The following is an 18,415-nucleotide window of genomic DNA, read 5'->3' as shown; positions in this document are numbered from 1 at the left end:
GCTGCCTTTTCTAAAGCAGGCAACGATGAGTTTTTTGTGAACATCAATACCACAACAATTGTCGTAAATTTTATCCATAATGGCACCTCCGTGGATGAATTTACGGCACGGTACTCTGTCGGTTATCATTTTACTGTACGTCTTTTTGCCATAAGAGGCTGGACAGATGGTGGTGCAAATGAGAGTACCTGAAATCAGTTTAGGGAACGGGCTACAGGCCCAAAATAAACACGATCTTTGCCGTTAATTACAGTATAAACAATAGCGAAGACATATTCAATAGCCTACCGTCTGCACAGTTTCATTTATGGTGGTGCCAAATGTGCGGGCATGGGGGTTTAGGGATTAAAGTTTAAAAAGGAAGGCAGCATCCGTGTGCAGGGTATGTAACCCCAGGGTATGGATGCTGCTATAAACTGTGAAATGAATATTGCGTTAAATGTTGATTTTAATGCAATATTGGTATAACTTGGTTCGAATAGAGCGGTTTCTAACTATTCGCGAAAGTCTAGTTTAACGAATAGTTACCAGGGGTGAGGTTCCCCATCCTGTCTATACATCAATTCTATAACAAAACCCATTGATTAAAACTGAATATTCGTTATGTAAACAATCCAGCCACTGCTTTCATGTGGCTTGGTTTGTAATATAAATAAGGAGGTTTTTGCATGAAACTTTTAAACTCTGTGAGAAAGTATGGCGCATTGCCGATTGCTTCCGGTCTGGTATCTGTGGGCCTTACGGTTCCTGTTTTTGCGGCCGATGTAACTCCTGCAAGTCCGACCGATTGGTCCGGTGTTATATCTGCCCTCACGGCCCAGGTATCCATTAGTACTATCATGGGTGCTCTTGCTACATTTGTCGCCGCCGGTATCGGTATCGTGTTTACCTGGTGGGGTGTTCGTAAGGGGATTCGTTCCCTTATGGCGGCATTCCGTAAAGGCCGCATGTCCATCTAGTCCCCTGGGGTCTGGCCTTCCATGGTTAGGCCCCTTTTTTTGAAAGGAAATGTTTATGGAAACTAACTTATTGGATGGTAGTTTAAATCCGGTCAATGTCGTAAAGGTGATTAAGCATAACCACGATTTTTATAAATCACATCCCGGTTACTTTAGGCCCGAAGGATTGCTTGTCTTTTGTGGAGAACAAGGGTCTGGAAAAACCTTGTCCGCTGTGCAGTATGTTAAGCGGTTATGTGAGGAATATCCTCATACTATCTTATGCACCAATGTTCAGATTAACGGCCTCTCTCCTGCTACTGTATTCTGGCAATTGGATATTCTGATGCCGGAACTGCTGATACCAGCCGCTTCGACCGGCAGAGAATTGCCGTGAATCAGCTGGTATCGAATGAAAAATTGCCTGTTCATACTCCTTTTCTCCCATCCTTACGCCCTCCCATTCATACACATAGACCAGATTTCCATTTGCATCATTTTTTATAAATATCTCCATCTACTATTAGGAGTTCAAATGTCCGCTTATTAATTCATTGATTTTAGTCCCTTACCAGGGCATAATATAATCATGGACTCAATTCAGAAGAAAACAGAGGAAAGGATGTTGATTGATCATGCAGGAAATATATTTTGCAGGAGGATGCTTCTGGGGAGTTGAAGAATATTTTTCCCGTATACCAGGGGTCTGCGATACTGAGTGCGGCTATGCCAATGGAACCAAGGGAAATCCAACTTACGAGGAGGTCTGCTCAGACACCACTGGTTTTGCTGAAACAGTCCGTATTTTGTACAATTCGGACATTGTCGCACTGCGCATACTGGTCAGACAGTTTTTCAAAATCATTGACCCTGTGAGCATAAACCGTCAGGGAAATGACCGCGGAAGTCAGTACCGGACCGGTATCTACTATACCAGTGATAAGGACCGCGGCCCCATCCAGTCTGTCATGTATGAAATTCAGAAGGATTACAGCCGGCCACTGACCGTGGAGTTAGAACCACTGAGGAATTTTTATCCGGCAGAGGATTACCACCAGAACTATCTGCAAAATCATCCCCATGGTTACTGCCATATTGATTTCAGCAGTCTTAAGGACCTCATTGTACGTCCGGACGGCAGCACAGGCATAAAGCCGGACCAGGCAGAGCTTCAAAAACGGCTGACCAGGGAGCAATATGACGTGACCCAGAATGCCTCCACCGAAAGGCCCTTTACAGGACAATATTGGAATCATCACGAGCCAGGCCTCTATGTGGATATCGTCACAGGAGAACCGCTTTTCACCGCTGACAAATTTGATTCCGGCTGCGGATGGCCCAGCTTTACAAAACCGGTCATGTCCTGCGCTGTCACGGAACACCCTGACAGCAGCCACGGCATGCACCGCGTGGAAGTGCGCAGCCGCGAGGGAGATTCCCATTTAGGCCATGTGTTTGAAGACGGTCCTGCCGGGACCGGCGGACTGCGCTACTGCATCAACAGCGCTGCCCTCCGCTTCATACCCCGCAGCAGGATGGAGGAGGAAGGATACGGGGCTTATCTGGATCTGGTAAAATAGGTTGACTGGATATGGATTGAAAATATACACCATTCAAGCAAACCCCTCAAATCCGCAGTATTTCCATACTGTGACACACGGTCAATATTGGTTCCTTTCCTGAAGCCCAGCCTGGGCATAATAATATTCAGTGCCCGGATTTCCCATGCCTCTCAGCAGATAGCTGGAGTTTCCCATGGAGCCAGTATCATCACCGGCTCCCTGTAATAGGCAAAGGGCGTTTCCTCCACCTCCTTTCCCCTTGTGAAAGTCCGGAGTCACCGCTTTTATGACAGAGATTTCCTTTTCTGCCGAAAAAACGCCTGACTCTTTCATCCGCTCCACGGTTCCGGTAAGCTCCATCATTAGTTCATCCACCGCCTTTTTCTCCGTTTGTCCCCTCCGGAAGGAAGATGGATACGCCGCAGGACCGGCTGTCAAACTCTAATTTTAATTCCATATTACCTTCTTTCTCTGTCTGTTTGTTTATCTGAATTGCTATATTATACAACCATACGAAAAAAACAATCAATTGACAATCATTTGCAATTGACGCTAAAATATCTCTTAGAGCGTGTCTGACGCGTCAAAACTATTTATGAAATGAGGCATCCACTTACATGAGTCAATTATCATACCATGAACAGGTAGACCGGGAAAACATTCTGCGGCTGCGCAATCTGATAAAAGACCTGCCGCCATTCTGCGGTGACTTTTTCCGCGGAATCGAGCCCAGGACATCCTCCAGGACCAGGATTGCCTATGCCTATGATCTGCATGTGTTCTTTGATTTCCTCCATAAGGAAAATCCGGCCATTGCCAAGATTACTGTGCCGGAAATCACACTGGACCATCTGGACCAGCTGTCTGTCACGGATTTTGAGGAATATATGGAATACCTGAAATACCGTTTCAACGACAAGAACCAGGAGGTCATGAACAAGGAACGGGGAATCATGCGCAAAATATCCTCCCTGAAAAGTTTCTACAATTACTATTACAGGAATGAACGAATTAAGAACAATCCTGCCGCCCTGGTACAATTGCCCAAACTCCATGAAAAAGAAATCATCCGTCTGGACGTGGATGAGGTGGCCCTTCTTCTGGACGAGGTGGAACAGGGCGACAAGCTGACCGATAAGCAGAAAAGTTACCATGCGAAAACAAAGACGCGGGACCTGGCCCTCCTTACCCTCCTTCTTGGAACCGGAATCCGTGTGTCTGAATGTGTGGGGCTAAACATCTCCGACATTGACTTTAAGAACGGCGGCATCCGCATCTACCGCAAGGGCGGCAAGGAGGTGACCGTATACTTCGGAACAGAGGTGGAGGACGCCCTCTTAGACTACCTGGAGGAACGCGACCGCATCATCCCGGAACAGGGACACGAGGACGCCCTCTTTCTCTCCCTGCAGCGCAGGCGAATGGCCGTGCGCAGCGTGGAAAATCTGGTTAAAAAGTATGCCCGTACCGTGGCTCCTTTAAAACCCATCACCCCACACAAGCTGCGCAGCACCTATGGCACCAACCTGTACCGCGAGACAGGCGATATCTACCTGGTAGCCGATGTGCTTGGCCACTCCGACGTCAATACCACTAAGCGCCACTATGCCGCGCTGGAGGACGAGAGAAGGCGCAGCGCCAGGAATAAGGTCAGGCTTCGGGAGAAATAGCCTGGGACCATGGAGTTACAGTACCGGCACAGTACCGGCAGGCCGTGTAGGCAGGGAGATTTTTGTCACACGGTCTATCACACGGTCTGTCACACGGTCTGTCACACGGTCTCTCGTATACAGGCAGGGACAAACCGGACCAGGCAGGAACAAATCACATACAGTCCATAGTTTCCTGAAAAATATATCCCGGAACAGGACCTCCTCCCCTCTGACCAGGAGCATCCTGCACCCATAACACCAAAGCCATAAACCCATGGTACCAAAAATCAGTAAAAATCACAGGGAAATGCACACCGACGCATAATTTGACAGTACATTTAGGGCTGTTTCCGTATATATGTAATGACCCAGTCATCCATCTTTCCGGTAGGCCTTCCAGACCAGCTTATTGATTTAATACAGGATCCGAAAACACGGCGTAACCGACATGTTCCTGGCGTCTCTTCCGGTGATTCAGCCTGTACTTAATTTTTACATGGTATTTTTCCATCCGCTTTCTCTGTAATTCCAGGCCGTATCGGATTTCACAATCCTCTTGTTTTGATATTGTATACTACACGGCCGGTAACCGGTCATTTCTGCCATACTGTCATATGACAGGCTTACTGCACAGATATGCGCTTCAGCTGGCCTTTTTTCTTGAGCTGTCCCACCAGGTCGGACATATCGTAGTCCGCAGGCGTCTTTAACTGGGCAGTAAGCACATAGGTGGACGCCTCCTCTGTAAGCTGGATATTTACCATCTTGCAGTTCTGCTCCTGCAATGTCCGGTTGATGAACTGGTAGATATCCTCATCCAGACTTTCGCAGTATTCAATCTCCACCTCTTTGTCCTCCCCGTTCCTTCTGGAAAAATAACCTTTCCTGCCCAGGAACAGTTCCGAGAGCATCACGATGGCTGTGGATACAGCCCCCAGAATATACATTCCCGCTCCCATGGACATACCCACGCCCACAGTCGCCCATATTCCGGCCGAGGTAGTGATTCCGTTCACACTGTTGTTCCGGTAAATAATGATGCCTGAACCAATAAAGCCAATGGCCGTAACCACCCCCGCCGCCACACGGGAAGGGTCCAGTTTTACATACTCGTTCAGCACATCCCCGAACCCATATTTGGAGATAATCATCATCATGGCAGAGGCCACTGCAATGATTACATGGGTCCTGGTGCCTGCTGTCTTTTTTTTACTCTGTCTCTCGCAGCCAATCAGACCGCCGCAAAGAGCAGCGGCCACCAGCCGTAATACGTAGATGAGCTGTTCCGTGACAAATTGATTCATATGATTCCTCCGTCCCGGGCACAGTCCTGTTCCAGGCTCCTGTGCCAATCCTTTTATTAAATAATATATTCTAACACCACTCCATCTGCTTTTCAAGTTAATTCATTTGTAAACGATTCCATTAAAAACGGTTCCATTGAAACTGCTAGAGACATCTTCATACCGCGGGAAACCATATGGATTATGTGCTCACTGGCATGGTTGTATCCTTTGCAGGATAGCCCAGCATCTCATTTTCCATGAGTATTTTTCGTTCTTACGGCATTGAGTTTTTTTATCCCTGTTCAAATATAATGCGAGTTTTTTTCTCATTATAATTTTTGAATGCATTTTTTTAAATTTTGTTATATAATAGTCGGATACCCGGACAGGAACCCCCTGTTCGTAAAATCATATCTCCGAGGTGACATATGGAATTACTGCAATTACGATATTTTTTGACAGCCGCTGAATACCAGCACATGACAAAGGCGGCCGAACATCTTCAGATAGCCCAGCCGGCCCTCTCTCAGGCCATCCACCGGCTGGAAGCAGAGCTGGGTGTGCCGCTCTTTGAGAGAAAAAACAGGAGTATAGAACTAAATGAAGCCGGACGCCTTCTTCAAAAGCGGCTGATTCCCATTGTAAGCGCCCTGGACCGGATTCCCGGCGAATTGAGGGCCGACCAGTACATGTCCAGCCACACCATCCATTTAAAGCTTCTGGCAGCATCCACCCTGATTACCAACCGAATCATTGCTTACAGGGCCCTGCGGCCGGATGTGAACTTCCAGCTGTACCAGGCTGAGAACCATGCTGACTATGATTTATGCGTGTCTGCGGTCCGGTCCGACTTAAAAAATACCGATTATGAGGATTACATGGTCATGCTGGAAGAAGATCTGTATCTGGCGGTTCCCACCCATTCTCCTTATGGGGATAAGAATTCCATTAACCTGGCTGATACAAGGAATGCAGGATACATATGCCTGGCCGGTTCCAGGCCCATCCGCCAGATATGCAACAGTTACTTTTCAGAGGCGGATTTTGTCCCAAACGTGATTTTCGAAAGTGATACCACAGAGTCTGTCAGGAACCTGATTGCAGCCGGACTGGGCATCGGATTCTGGCCCCAGTACTCCTGGGGGCCACTAGGCGGTGAATGGGGGCCCATGTCTCCCCACTCCCCGGTAAAGCTGCTTCCCATCAAGGATCAGGTATGCCGCCGTCAGATTATCCTCATGTGTTCTCCCCTTGGCAAGGACAATCCCATTGTGATGGACTTCTGCAATTTTCTCATACAAAACTCAAAATGGCTGTAGGATGTTTCCATCCCGCAGCCATACTTTTTAATTTTCTTACTATCATAGCCTCCATCACTTCAATTCCTTCAGATGGCTTCCCTTCAGCCTGGTAAGCGCCCTTGCCATGGACGCCTGGGACATCTTAAATTCCCTCAGGCTCTGTTTCTGGCGCAGCTGCTCTTGTGCGCGCTCCAGCGCCTCCCTGGCCCTGACCTCGTCAATATCCTCAGGCCTTTCCGCGGTATCCACAATCATGGTCACACGGTTATTGGCCACCTGCAGGATTCCGCGACCCACAATGGCCTGATGCCATTTTGTTTCCTCCGGCACCTTAAAGCGGAGGTTACCCTCCTGGATAGCCAGAATCATGGCCTCATGGTGAGGCATAATGCCCATCTCACCGTCTGGTGCTGGCACCACCAGATACGAGCAATGCCCATTATAAAATACGTGGTCGCTGGCTACAATTTTCAGCCAAAATGCAGACATATCCCGGCTCCTTTCCGCGGCAGACAGTCCTGGTTAAGCCTCATGATGCTCCAGGGTCTTGGCCTTCTCCGCAACCTCGTCAATGGTACCTACATTGAAAAATGCCGCCTCAGGGTACCCGTCCATCTCGCCGTCAATGATGGCCTTGAATCCGCGGATGGTTTCTTTTACAGGCACATATTTTCCAGGTACGCCGGTAAAGTTTTCCGCCACATGGAATGGCTGGGATAAGAACCTCTGAATTTTTCTGGCCCGGTTTACGGTCAGCTTATCCTCCTCAGACAGCTCCTCCATGCCCAGAATGGCAATGATATCCTGCAGCTCCTTATACTTCTGAAGCATCTGCTGTACTTTGTTAGCCACCTCATAGTGCTCCTTACCCACCACATCCTCTTCCAGGATACGGGAGGTGGATTCCAGAGGGTCTACAGCCGGATAAATGCCCTGCTCCACAATCTTTCTGGACAATACCGTGGTGGCATCCAGATGCGCAAATGTGGTGGCGGGCGCCGGGTCCGTCAAATCATCAGCAGGCACGTACACAGCCTGGACCGATGTTACGGAACCGTTCTTGGTGGAAGCAATCCTCTCCTGTAATTCGCCTACCTCAGTGGCCAGGGTGGGCTGATATCCCACCGCCGAAGGCATACGTCCCAGCAGGGCGGATACCTCGGAACCTGCCTGGACAAAACGGAATATATTATCGATGAACAGAAGCACGTTCTGATGCTCCACATCCCTGAAATACTCGGCCATGGTCAGTCCTGTCTCGGCCACGCGCATACGGGCCCCCGGTGGTTCATTCATCTGTCCAAATACCAAGGCTGTCTTTTCCAGCACCCCGGACTCACTCATCTCGGTCCACAGGTCATTTCCCTCACGGGAACGCTCTCCCACACCCGTGAAAATGGAATATCCGCCGTGTTCCGTTGCTATATTGGTTATCAGCTCCTGTATCAGCACGGTCTTGCCCACGCCTGCACCGCCAAAGAGGCCTATCTTTCCTCCCTTGGCATAGGGGGCCAGCAAATCAATTACCTTAATACCGGTCTCTAACATCTCCACAACAGGGCTCTGGTCCTCAAAAGAAGGCGGGTCCCTGTGGATTACCCATTTATCCTCGCCTTCCAGGCTCTCTCCTCCGTCAATGGTCTCGCCCAATACGTTGAAGAGACGTCCCAGGGTCTTCTCGCCTACAGGCACCTGAATGCCGGCGCCTGTGGGCTCCACTTCCATATCCTTGCACAGGCCGTCGCTGGATGCCAGCATGATGCAACGCACCACATTGCCGCCTACATGCTGGGCCACTTCCATGACGCACTTCTTACCCTGATTATCCACCACCAGGGCATCCTTGATATGGGGAAGTCCGTCATCCTCAAAAGCCACGTCAACTACAGGTCCCATGACCTGTATGATTTTTCCCTTGCTCATGGCTGCCTCCTTTTATATTTACGAATTTACGATTGTTTCTTTTTTTGTGCCTTGGCACCGCTGATTACCTCTGTAATTTCCTGGGTAATGGCCGCCTGCCTCACACGGTTATACTCTATGGATAAGTCGTTCAGGATTGCGTTGGCATTGTCGCTGGCAGACTGCATCGCCATCATCCTGGCGTTCTGCTCACTGCAGAAGGACTCCACCAGGGCGCCGAATATGAATCCAGTCACATAGTTGGGGACCACATGGTCCATGACAGCGCTGGGGGAAGGTACCATCTGAATCTCCTCCTGGATGATATCCGCAGGGATGACGATATTGCTGAAATCCTCCCGTTTAAGGGGAAGGAGCGCTGTCATCTCCGCCTCCATCTGCATGCTGTTAATCATCTGCGTATATATAATCCAGACCTCATCCAGACGTCCTTCCTCGTAATCCTCCAATATAGTAGAGGAAATCAGACGGGCGCGGTGCATGGTGGGGTTCTGTACCGTGTAATGGAACTGCTCCTCCACCTGGATGTGTCTGGCCTCAAAATAATGGCGTCCCAGTTCCCCCACCACATAAAGCCGGTGGTTCTTACTCTGTTCCATCCACTCCTGGGCCATCTTCAGCACGTTATGGTTGTAAGCGCCTGCCAGTCCCTTATCGCCGGTTATGACAATCAGTCCCTTTATCCTGTCCTCCTCCTTAATTTCCTTCCTGGGATTGAAGTAAAAATGCTCTACATCCGGCATATGACGCAGGATACGGCGTATCAAATCCTGAAGGGTATAGAAGTAAGGCTCTGTTTCCTCCAGCAGTTTCTTGCTCTTCTTAAGCTTGGTGGAGGAAATCAGGTACATGGCATTGGTAATCTTCCGGGTATCCTGGACGCTTTTCATACGGCTGAGGATTTCTCTTGCATTTGCCATATTAACTCCTTCTTCCTGGTCAGACGGATGCCTTGTACTGGTTTGTCTTATACTGGTTTGCCGCATCCACGATGCGGTTTATCAGGTCATCGTTCAGGACCTTGGTTTCCTCGATTTCTTTCCCAATCTCCGGATGCTTTTCATCAAACCAGGCCAGCATGTTCATCTGGAATTCCTTAATATCCGAAACCTCAACGGAAAGCATGACCTTGTGGGTCGCCGCGCAGAGGGTAATGACCTGTTCATGCAGGCTGAGGGGCCTTCCCAGAGGCTGCTTAAGCAGCTCCATAAGCCGTTTGCCGTAAGCCAGCTGCTCCTTGGTGGCCTCATCCAGGTCAGAACTGAACTGGGTGAACACCTCCATCTCCCGGTACTGCGCCAGGTCGATACGGATGCTTCCTGATGCCTTCTTCATGGCCTTTGTCTGGGCTGCACCGCCTACACGTGACACGGAAAGTCCCACGTTCACAGCCGGTCTCATGCCGGAAAAGAACAGGTCGCTTTCCAGGAATATCTGTCCGTCTGTAATAGAGATAACATTGGTGGGGATATATGCTGACACATCCCCGGCCTGTGTCTCAATGATGGGAAGGGCTGTAATGGAGCCGCCTCCCTTTTCATCACAAAGTCTGCTGGAGCGTTCCAGAAGACGTGAATGAAGATAGAATACATCGCCCGGATAAGCCTCACGGCCCGGAGAACGCTCTAACAGCAGGGACAGCGCCCTGTAAGCCACTGCGTGCTTGGACAGATCATCGTAGACAATCAGAACGTCCTTTCCCTGATGCATGAAATATTCAGCCATGGCAGTCCCGGCATAGGGCGCTATGTACTGAAGAGGCGCTGCATCACTGGCCGTGGACGACATGACGATGGTGTAGTCCATGGCATCGTTCTTCTTAAGGGTGGAAACCAGCTTTGCCACGGTGGATGCCTTCTGGCCAATGGCGACATAGATGCAGACCACATCCTTGCCCTTCTGGTTCAGTATGGTATCCATGGCAATGGAGGTCTTACCTGTCTGCCGGTCTCCTATGATTAATTCCCTCTGGCCGCGGCCAATGGGGAACATGGAATCAATGGCAAGGATGCCTGTCTCCATGGGAACTCCCACGGACTTTCTGTCCACAATGCCGGGAGCTTCCTCCTCCACCGGGAGGTAATCTTCTTCCTTTACAGGGCCCAGTCCGTCAATGGGCTCTCCCAGAGCGTTGACCACCCTTCCTAAGAATCCGCTTCCCACAGGCACGCCTGCTCTTTTCCTGGTGCGGACTACCTTGGTGCCCTGGCCCACTCCTGTATCCTTTCCGAAAAGGATACAGCCAATCTCATTCTTGCGGATATCCTGGACCATTCCCTTAACACCATTTTCAAATATAACGATTTCCCCGTACACGGCATGTTCAATGCCGTATACGATTGCTATGCCGTCTCCTACCCAGATGACAGAACCAGTTTCCTGTTCCTGTCCGGCATGCATGTCAAAATTCTCAATCTCACTCTTAATAATGGAGATGATTTCCTGGGAACTGATTGTGCTCATATCAAGACTCCTATCTTACCACAGCCCGGCGCAGCCTTACCAGCTGCCCCTTCAGGCTGTAGTCATATTCTGTATCCCCGGCCTTAAGGACAAAACCGCCCACCAGGTCCGGCTGGTTCACCAATCGGATGTTCACATCTTTTTTCTTGTATTTCCTGCACAGAAACTGTTTCATTCCTGTAATCTGGGCCGCACCCGGCATGGTAACATAGTGAAGCTCGGCATCCATAACACCTGCCGCCTTCCTGGCATAGGCGTCACGGGCCGCTGCAATCTCCTCTGTCTGTCCGATGCATCCCGCATCACAAGCCTTTTTTAAGAAACGTACCATCAGTGCGGAAAATTCCGGTTCCCTGAACACCTTCTCAATAACGGCATGCTTACTTTTCAGGGGAACCACCGGGCTATTAAGGACCTCCGGAAGTTCCGGATTCTCCTTAAGCAGCTTTACGGCTTCCCTGACCATATCTTCCGGTATGCCCAGTTCATATAGAACAATGGCATAAGTCCTGGCTGTCTCAGTCATTTCCTTCACCTGATTCTGCTAAAAAGCGGTTGTATAGGTTCCTGTCGCCGTCCGGTGCGCTCTGCTCGCTGATCAGCTTGGCAGCTGCTGTCATGGCCAGACCGGCCACGCCGGCCTTCAAGTCATTCATGGCCTTCTCGCGCTCCAGGGCAATGGTCCTGTCTGCCTCTTCCATCTTCCTGGCAGCGTCTGCCCTGGCCTGGGCCAGAACCTGCTCATACTCTGCGGCAGCCCTGTTCCTGGCCTCCTCGATGATTTTTGAAGCTTCTTCGTCTGCACTGCCGATGGAGGCCTGATACTGCTCCTTCATCTGACGCGCTTCCGTTTCCCTGTTCTTTGCCTCGTCCAGGTCGTGCTCAATCATCTGCTTCCTCTCATCCAGTATACTGCGCACCGGACCAATCAGGAAGTGCTTCATGAACAGATATAAAACCAGAAGGTTGATAACCGTAAAGGCTACATTCCAAATGTTTAAATTTAACATATCAAGTCGCCTTCCTGCTAAAAATTATTTTAAGAACAGAATGATTAAAAGGCCGATAACAAAGCCGTAAATAGCGGTTGCCTCAGCAAGGGCGCATCCTAACAGAAGTGCCTTTGTAATCTTGCCGTCTGCCTCAGGCTGTCTTGCAATAGCGTCCACTGCCTTGGAAGTAGCCAAGCCGATACCAATACCTGCTCCAATACCTGTAACAACTGCAACACCTGCTCCTAATGCGATTAATCCTGTCATAATAAGACTCTCCTTTTTCTCTCAATATTTTCTTTTTCCATAAGGCTGCAAACTTAATCCTCAATGGCTTCTTTTATATATAGTGATGTGAGGAACACAAACACATATGCCTGTATCACTCCATCAAATATATCAAAATAGAAGCTGAATGGCAGCGGCACAATTAACGGCAGCAAATGCTTGATGAGTGCCATGACAACAATGGCGCCCAGCACGTTGCCGAACAACCGCATGCACAGGGACAATGGCCGTATAAACAGCTCCAGCACATTGATTGGCGCTATGATGGCAATGGGCTCTGCAAAGCCTTTTATCCATCCCTTGACACCCTTCTTACGGATGCCGGCCACTTCCACCAGCACGATACTCATAACAGCCAGGGAAACGGTCACATTCAAATCCTTGGTTGGTGACTTGAAGCCAAGAAGTCCAATCATATTGGCAATTCCTATGTATATCACCACTGTAATCAGATATGGTATATAATCCTTTCCTTCCTTTCCCAGAAGCCCTTCAAAGAAATCATAGATAAAAGACATGCCGCTTTCCAGGGCAGCCTGTTTCTTGCTTATGTTCCTCACCTTCAGGCCATGGACCAGTATCAGGGAAGCTACCATCATAATCGCCATGATGATCCATGTCACTACCACGGATTCCATTACATCAATACCGCCAAACAGCGGTATTGTGAACACCACATTGCAGTTAAGCTCTTCCATCAGTGATTCCACTAAACCGTTCATACTAAACAACCCCCTTTCTCTTCTCGTTTGCTTTTGCCTATTATAGTCACCTTATTTAATAATTTCAAATACATATTATTTATAAATTCATAATATAAATGTTATAGAAAAGAAAATGTTACAAATCCAAGAAGAGTTCATTCTGCAATTTGTGTATTATATCACGACGTATGATATTCATTTTCACGGTATCTTTACATCAAGAAAGAAATTTGTATCATTTTGCTCAATAAAGCTTTGAAAAATTATATAATTTGGGACTCTTGGAAATTTTGGGGTGAAATGTAACCGAAATATAAAGAAAATCCGTGAAAAGATAAAAACCTTTGGAGCTGGCCGGATATCCCCAAAGGCTTTAAATGTATTTCATACTATCATATTATATGTGCGGAAGCTAATCCGGTTTACTCAAAATATACTACAGTCAGATACTGTCCTGTATGGATGGTGTCCTTCTTAAGGCCGTTCATCTGCCTGAGCTGATTCACATACTCTTCCATACTCATGGAACTGCCTTCCCTGTACTGACGGGCAATCCCCCAAAGACTGTCCCCTTCTTGAATACGGACGCTCTTATAATAAGGGGTGGTCCTGCTCCCCTCCTCCTTGGCCATGGAAGTAAATATGGTACGTCCCATAATAATGGAAACAAACAGTAAAACCGTAAAACATGTAGCTGCCAACCTTCTCTTTCTCACTCTCATATGGTAACCTCCCTGGGGCGGTTCCTTCTTGCGCGCAATGCAGAACGTCTGTTCTTTTGTATATACATACTATACTACCAGAACAAACGTTTGTCAAGTGTTCCCGGCAAAAAAACGAACAAAGGTTTGCATTTTTATCGAACATATGTTACTATAAATATAGAAAACGCAGGAGGTTGATTATGGCACAGGATAAAATTACTTCTAAGCAGCAGGAGATTTTAGAATACATCAAAGAGACTATTTTACAGAAGGGATATCCGCCGGCTGTGCGGGAGATTTGCGAGGCAGTACATTTAAAGTCCACCTCTTCCGTTCACTCCCATCTGTCCGCCCTGGAGGAAAAGGGCTACATACGGCGTGACCCCACCAAACCCAGGACCATTGAGATTTTAGACGACACTTTTAACTTTAACCGCAGAGAGATGGTGAATATCCCTCTCGTCGGAACCGTTGCAGCCGGAGAACCCATTCTTGCAGAGGAGCGGATTGAGGACTACTTCCCATTCCCGGCAGAGATTCTTCCCAACGCGGAGACGTTCATGTTAAAGGTTAAGGGCGAAAGCATGATTGGCGCCGGAATCCTGCCCGGCGACAAGCTGATTGTGGAGCAGTGTCCCACTGCGGCCAACGGGGAGATTGTTGTGGCTCTGGTGGACGATTCAGCCACTGTCAAACGTTTTTATAAGGAGAACGGACATTACCGCCTCCAGCCTGAGAACGATGCCATGGAACCCATCATCACGGAGACCGTAGAGATTCTGGGCAAGGTCATTGGCCTGGTGCGTATGATGTAGCGGCGGGGACGATACGTCTTTTGCACCATGATGTATCACACATAATACTACAGTAACTGCACGAAACAGGGATTGCCGGTGTATTGTTATCCATACACCGCAGTTCCTGTTTTTTAAAGATTCATCTATGTCCGCAGACGCATAGAACAAATTTGACCGAATTTCTTTTCATTTATTTCTATTTATCTCCGGCTCTTACACATTACAGCTCGTTTACATCCACAAATGTCTTTCCATCTCTCCAGATTCGCTCCAAATCATAGAACAATCTGTCCTCCCTGCAGAAGATGTGGACAATCACATCCTTGTAATCCATCAGAATCCAGTTTGCATTCTGGTAGCCCTCAATCTGCCTGCACTCACAGCCGGCCTTTTCCAGAATTTCTTCCACATTATCAGCCATGGCCTGCACCTGATTGGGGTTGCTGCCGTCAGCGATTATAAAATAATCTGCCAGAACTGATACGGACTGGATGTCAATGATTTTAATGTCCTCTCCTTTTTTATCGCTGAGAGCCTGATATGCCAGTTTCACCATTTCCTTTGAGTTCATCGCGTTCTCCTTTCACTTTCTTAAAATATTCATATGCCCGGACCGTCATGGGGTCAATGCTTCCGCCCTTTTTTTCCAGATAATCCAAGGTTCCTGCCAATATGGCATACATGGTCTCATCCAGGTCCTCATACGCCATCCGCCTTATCTTTGGCAGATTCTCGGCCTCGCAGCGCCTGGGTTCTATATAATCCGCTATATAGAGGATTTTATCCAGAGTCGTCATCTCCGGCCTGGCTGTGGTGTGGCAGCCGATGGCATCCAGGATTTCCCGGTCCGTAATCTGATACTTGTGCTCTGCCAGCCATGCCCCGTATTTTGCATGAAGCACAGGCAGGGCCTTGTACTCCGCATCCGTCACTTCCAGACCATGTTTCAAGCATTTTTTCAATATAATATCATCCGAATACCGCTTCCCGCAGTCATGCATCAGTCCGGCCAGCTCCGCCTTGTCCAGGTCGCAGCCGTAACGCATGGCAAGATTCATGCAGGTGTATGACACGCTGAGAGAATGCTCGTAGCGCATGGGCGCCAGCTTTCTCTTAAGATTTTTCCTGTATAACATAATCTGGCTGCATTGGTTTTCCATACATTCATTCTCCTTTGCCGGCCAGGACCGGGTTCTTGACGCCGCCCCCGTACAGTCCATGGTCCTTAATATATTCTTCCACTGCATCCGGCACAAATCCATGGATGGAATGTCCGTCGGATACGGATGCCCTTATCTCTTCCGAGGACACATCCATCTCACGGCAGCGGATGGGATAAATCTTTGCCCCATATCTGGCAGTAAGGTATTCAATCTGCCTGTCAAAGGGCTGGTGGTCATCATGATAGGCACGTCCGGCCACCAGAAGCACTGCCAGCTTCATGACCAGCTCCGGGTGGAACCACTGTTCAATCTGATACAGGGAATCCGCCCCTATGATGAAGTAGAACACATCCTCCTTGTATTCCTCACGCAGGAGGGACAGTGTCTGGGCGGTGTAGGTATTACCCTTACGCCTCAGTTCAAAATCCGAATACAGAAAATAGGGAGTATCTGCAATGGCCAGTTTAACCATACGCTCACGCATCTCTCCCGCAGTGATTTTATGATCTTTTTTGTGGGGTGGATTTCCTGTGGGCATGAACCAGACTGCATCCAGCCCAAACTGCTCATAAGCTTCCCTGCCCAGACGCAGGTGGCCATTGTGGATGGGGTCAAAGGTCCCGCCCAATATTCCTATTTTTGCCAAACAAATCCCTTCTTCACATACCTTTACCGGATACCTGTCTGTCTATTTCTCCGGCAGCACGATCTTACGTTTCTTTTCCTCTTTGGCAGGTCGGTAAAGAACGATTTTCCTGCCAATGACCTGGACCACCTGTGAGTGTGTGCGCTCTGCAAGGACATCCGCGATGGAACCGCCGTCGTCCAGACAATTCTTGAGCACCGTCACCTTAATCAGCTCCCTTGCTTCCAGGGCCTCGTCCACGGCCTGGGTAATCTCCGGCGTAAGGCTGGATTTACCAATCTGGAATACAGGATCGATGTTCATGGCCAGGCCTTTTAAATAGGCTCTCTGCTTGCTTGTCATAATAACTCCTTCTATTTGTAATAATCAAACTCCAGCCCATACATACGGACCGTATCGCCTTCCTCTATGCCGGCCTTCTCCAGGTCGTCCAGAACTCCCGTATTCTTAAGGAACTTCTGGAAGAAATCAAATCCCTTCTCAGAATCCAGATTGGTGTATCCAAGCATCTTGTCGATTCTGGGACCTTCTACCACATAAGCGCCGTCATCCGCCCTGGTCACCGTATAAGGCAGGTTCCTGTCGCCCTGGTACTGGACCTCGAATTCCTTTTCAAACACAACCGGCGCATCATCCACCGTCTTAAGCAGGTCATTGATATGGTACAGGAGCTCTTTCACTCCCTGTCTGCTGACAGCGGATATGGGGAACACCTTGATTCCCTTTGGCTCGAATTCGTTTCTCAGCTCGTCAAGTATGATCTCAGTGTCTTCTTCCGCATATACCGCATCCATCTTGTTGGCGGCAATCACCTGAGGACGCTTTAACAGCTCCGGATTATAGGCTTCCAGTTCCCGGTTAATGGTCTTTATGTCCTCCAAAGGGTCTCTGCCCTCCACGGAAGCGCCGTCCACCACATGGACCAGAACCTTGGTGCGCTCAATATGCTTTAAGAACGCATGTCCCAGGCCGATGCCCTCGGAAGCTCCCTCAATCAGACCGGGAATATCAGCCATGACAAATCCGGCTCCGTCTCCCAGGTCCACCACGCCCAGATGGGGATTCAGGGTGGTGAAATGGTAATTTGCTATCTCAGGCTTTGCATTGCTGACAACAGACAGCAGCGTGGATTTTCCCACATTGGGAAAGCCCACCAGGCCCACGTCCGCAATGACCTTAAGCTCCAACTGCACCCACAGCTCCGCGCCGGACTGTCCCGGCTGCGCGTACTTGGGAACCTGCATGGTCGATGTTGCAAAATGCATATTCCCAAGACCGCCCCTGCCTCCCCTTAAGATGACTTCCCTCTGGTTGTCACCTGACATGTCGGCAATGACCTTTCCCGTCTCGAAATCTTTAAGAACGGTTCCCTCAGGAACCTTCACAATCAGGTCATCGGCATCCGCTCCATGGCAGCGTTTCTTCCCGCCCTCCTGGCCATCCTTTGCAACATACTTACGCACATGCCGGAAATCTACCAGGGTATTTTTTCCTTTATCTACCTGGAAAATGACGTCGCCTCCACGGCCGCCGTCACCTCCGTCAGGACCGCCGTTGGGAACATACAGCTCGCGTCTGAAGGACACGTGGCCGTCTCCGCCCTTACCGGATTTAATAAATATTTTTGCGCTATCAGCAAACATACACAGTACCTCCTGTGGTGTGAAAAAGAGCCCCATACGCTAAGTATGGAGCCCTTCGAAATTATTCGTTGATTGCCCTTGGGTATACAGAAACCTGCTTTCTGTCTCTGCCCTTTCTTTCAAACTTAACAACTCCGTCTACTAAAGCAAATAAGGTATCATCGCCACCCCTGCCTACGTTGTTGCCAGGATGAATGTGGGTTCCGCGCTGTCTGTACAGAATGTTGCCAGCCAGTACGAACTGTCCGTCGGCTCTCTTAGCGCCAAGTCTCTTGGCCTCGGAGTCTCTACCGTTCTTGGTAGAACCAACACCTTTCTTATGTGCGAATAACTGAAGGTTCATCTTTAACATG

Annotated in this window: 24 protein-coding genes; 7 read left to right on the top strand and 17 right to left on the bottom strand. The window is 49.0% G+C overall.

Translation table 11 applies throughout. The annotated features are described in order from the left end of the window. The 4 genes from G614_RS32230 to msrB all read left to right on the top strand — a co-directional run. A partial coding sequence (locus G614_RS32230; RefSeq protein ID WP_027643273.1) for a hypothetical protein occupies positions 1-192 on the top strand: 192 nt, incomplete at its 5' end. Positions 193-668: 476 nt separating this feature from the next. Next, a complete protein-coding gene (locus tag G614_RS0119345) occupies positions 669-959 on the top strand; it encodes a hypothetical protein (protein WP_027643272.1) in 291 nt (96 codons plus the stop codon). A gap of 55 nt (positions 960-1,014) precedes the next feature. After that, positions 1,015-1,335: a hypothetical protein gene (locus G614_RS28115; RefSeq protein ID WP_027643271.1), complete on the top strand. Its 321-nt coding sequence runs from the start codon at positions 1,015-1,017 to the stop codon at positions 1,333-1,335. Positions 1,336-1,573: 238 nt separating this feature from the next. Beyond that, entirely contained in the window at positions 1,574-2,518 is a 945-nt protein-coding gene (msrB, locus tag G614_RS0119335) for a peptide-methionine (R)-S-oxide reductase MsrB (RefSeq protein ID WP_044918311.1), read from the top strand. Positions 2,519-2,599: 81 nt separating this feature from the next. Here the strand turns inward: msrB and G614_RS32970 are convergent, their stop codons facing one another. Next, the gene (locus G614_RS32970) at positions 2,600-2,875 is read right to left on the bottom strand and encodes a hypothetical protein (RefSeq protein ID WP_242828143.1); all 276 of its coding nucleotides are present in this window, start codon (positions 2,873-2,875) and stop codon (positions 2,600-2,602) included. A 242-nt stretch (positions 2,876-3,117) separates the two neighbouring features. Between G614_RS32970 and G614_RS0119320 the strand changes: the two genes are divergently transcribed. Next, positions 3,118-4,170 (top strand): tyrosine-type recombinase/integrase, encoded by a 1,053-nt coding sequence (locus G614_RS0119320; protein WP_027643268.1) that lies wholly within the window; start codon positions 3,118-3,120, stop codon positions 4,168-4,170. 605 nt (positions 4,171-4,775) lie between these two features. On the opposite strand, the gene G614_RS0119310 is transcribed toward G614_RS0119320, so the two are convergent. Further along, entirely contained in the window at positions 4,776-5,456 is a 681-nt protein-coding gene (locus tag G614_RS0119310; protein ID WP_027643266.1) for an MgtC/SapB family protein, read from the bottom strand. Between the two features lie 410 nt (positions 5,457-5,866). Between G614_RS0119310 and G614_RS0119305 the strand changes: the two genes are divergently transcribed. Beyond that, positions 5,867-6,757 carry a LysR family transcriptional regulator gene (locus G614_RS0119305; RefSeq protein ID WP_027643265.1) on the top strand — a complete coding sequence of 297 codons (891 nt, stop codon included), beginning with the start codon at positions 5,867-5,869 and terminating at the stop codon, positions 6,755-6,757. A gap of 54 nt (positions 6,758-6,811) precedes the next feature. Here the strand turns inward: G614_RS0119305 and atpC are convergent, their stop codons facing one another. The 9 genes from atpC to yneA all read right to left on the bottom strand — a co-directional run bounded on the left by atpC (position 6,812) and on the right by yneA (position 13,831). Continuing rightward, positions 6,812-7,228: an ATP synthase F1 subunit epsilon gene (gene atpC / locus G614_RS0119300; RefSeq protein WP_027643264.1), complete on the bottom strand. Its 417-nt coding sequence runs from the start codon at positions 7,226-7,228 to the stop codon at positions 6,812-6,814. Between the two features lie 33 nt (positions 7,229-7,261). Next, positions 7,262-8,662 carry a F0F1 ATP synthase subunit beta gene (gene atpD / locus G614_RS0119295; RefSeq protein ID WP_027643263.1) on the bottom strand — a complete coding sequence of 467 codons (1,401 nt, stop codon included), beginning with the start codon at positions 8,660-8,662 and terminating at the stop codon, positions 7,262-7,264. Between the two features lie 26 nt (positions 8,663-8,688). Beyond that, complete coding sequence (gene atpG / locus G614_RS0119290) at positions 8,689-9,582, bottom strand: ATP synthase F1 subunit gamma (protein ID WP_027643262.1); 894 nt, start codon at positions 9,580-9,582, stop codon at positions 8,689-8,691. 19 nt (positions 9,583-9,601) lie between these two features. Beyond that, the gene (gene atpA, locus G614_RS0119285; RefSeq protein ID WP_027643261.1) at positions 9,602-11,125 is read right to left on the bottom strand and encodes a F0F1 ATP synthase subunit alpha; all 1,524 of its coding nucleotides are present in this window, start codon (positions 11,123-11,125) and stop codon (positions 9,602-9,604) included. 10 nt (positions 11,126-11,135) lie between these two features. After that, on the bottom strand, positions 11,136-11,651 hold the full coding sequence (gene atpH / locus G614_RS0119280; protein WP_022200557.1) for an ATP synthase F1 subunit delta: 516 nt from the start codon (positions 11,649-11,651) through the stop codon (positions 11,136-11,138). Beyond that, a complete protein-coding gene (gene atpF / locus G614_RS0119275; RefSeq protein ID WP_027643260.1) occupies positions 11,644-12,135 on the bottom strand; it encodes a F0F1 ATP synthase subunit B in 492 nt (163 codons plus the stop codon). The genes atpH and atpF overlap by 8 nt, the downstream gene beginning before the upstream one ends. 24 nt (positions 12,136-12,159) lie before the next feature. Then, on the bottom strand, positions 12,160-12,384 hold the full coding sequence (atpE, locus tag G614_RS0119270; protein ID WP_002567624.1) for an ATP synthase F0 subunit C: 225 nt from the start codon (positions 12,382-12,384) through the stop codon (positions 12,160-12,162). A gap of 53 nt (positions 12,385-12,437) precedes the next feature. Then, a complete protein-coding gene (locus G614_RS0119265) occupies positions 12,438-13,127 on the bottom strand; it encodes a F0F1 ATP synthase subunit A (RefSeq protein ID WP_027643259.1) in 690 nt (229 codons plus the stop codon). Between the two features lie 404 nt (positions 13,128-13,531). Next, positions 13,532-13,831 carry a cell division suppressor protein YneA gene (gene yneA / locus G614_RS0119260; protein ID WP_027643258.1) on the bottom strand — a complete coding sequence of 100 codons (300 nt, stop codon included), beginning with the start codon at positions 13,829-13,831 and terminating at the stop codon, positions 13,532-13,534. Between the two features lie 182 nt (positions 13,832-14,013). On the opposite strand from yneA, the gene lexA reads away from it, so the two are divergent. Continuing rightward, entirely contained in the window at positions 14,014-14,628 is a 615-nt protein-coding gene (gene lexA / locus G614_RS0119255) for a transcriptional repressor LexA (RefSeq protein ID WP_002585231.1), read from the top strand. Between the two features lie 202 nt (positions 14,629-14,830). On the opposite strand, the gene rsfS is transcribed toward lexA, so the two are convergent. From rsfS to rpmA, 6 genes are all read right to left on the bottom strand, one after another. Beyond that, positions 14,831-15,181 carry a ribosome silencing factor gene (gene rsfS / locus G614_RS0119250; RefSeq protein WP_027643257.1) on the bottom strand — a complete coding sequence of 117 codons (351 nt, stop codon included), beginning with the start codon at positions 15,179-15,181 and terminating at the stop codon, positions 14,831-14,833. Next, entirely contained in the window at positions 15,132-15,770 is a 639-nt protein-coding gene (gene yqeK, locus G614_RS0119245; protein WP_027643256.1) for a bis(5'-nucleosyl)-tetraphosphatase (symmetrical) YqeK, read from the bottom strand. The genes rsfS and yqeK overlap by 50 nt, the downstream gene beginning before the upstream one ends. A 4-nt stretch (positions 15,771-15,774) precedes the next feature. Continuing rightward, positions 15,775-16,419 carry a nicotinate-nucleotide adenylyltransferase gene (gene nadD / locus G614_RS0119240; protein ID WP_027643255.1) on the bottom strand — a complete coding sequence of 215 codons (645 nt, stop codon included), beginning with the start codon at positions 16,417-16,419 and terminating at the stop codon, positions 15,775-15,777. A gap of 42 nt (positions 16,420-16,461) precedes the next feature. Then, the gene (gene yhbY / locus G614_RS0119235) at positions 16,462-16,761 is read right to left on the bottom strand and encodes a ribosome assembly RNA-binding protein YhbY (RefSeq protein WP_002567615.1); all 300 of its coding nucleotides are present in this window, start codon (positions 16,759-16,761) and stop codon (positions 16,462-16,464) included. An 11-nt stretch (positions 16,762-16,772) separates the two neighbouring features. Further along, a complete protein-coding gene (gene obgE / locus G614_RS0119230) occupies positions 16,773-18,062 on the bottom strand; it encodes a GTPase ObgE (RefSeq protein WP_027643254.1) in 1,290 nt (429 codons plus the stop codon). Between the two features lie 61 nt (positions 18,063-18,123). Continuing rightward, positions 18,124-18,414 (bottom strand): 50S ribosomal protein L27, encoded by a 291-nt coding sequence (gene rpmA / locus G614_RS0119225; RefSeq protein ID WP_002567613.1) that lies wholly within the window; start codon positions 18,412-18,414, stop codon positions 18,124-18,126. Position 18,415 lies beyond the last annotated feature (1 nt).

This window comes from [Clostridium] clostridioforme AGR2157 (assembly GCF_000424325.1).
Taxonomy (GTDB): Bacteria; Bacillota; Clostridia; order Lachnospirales; family Lachnospiraceae; genus Enterocloster; species Enterocloster clostridioformis_A.
Note: the sequence above shows the minus strand (reverse complement) of the source record. Positions and strands in the feature narration are given on the sequence as shown.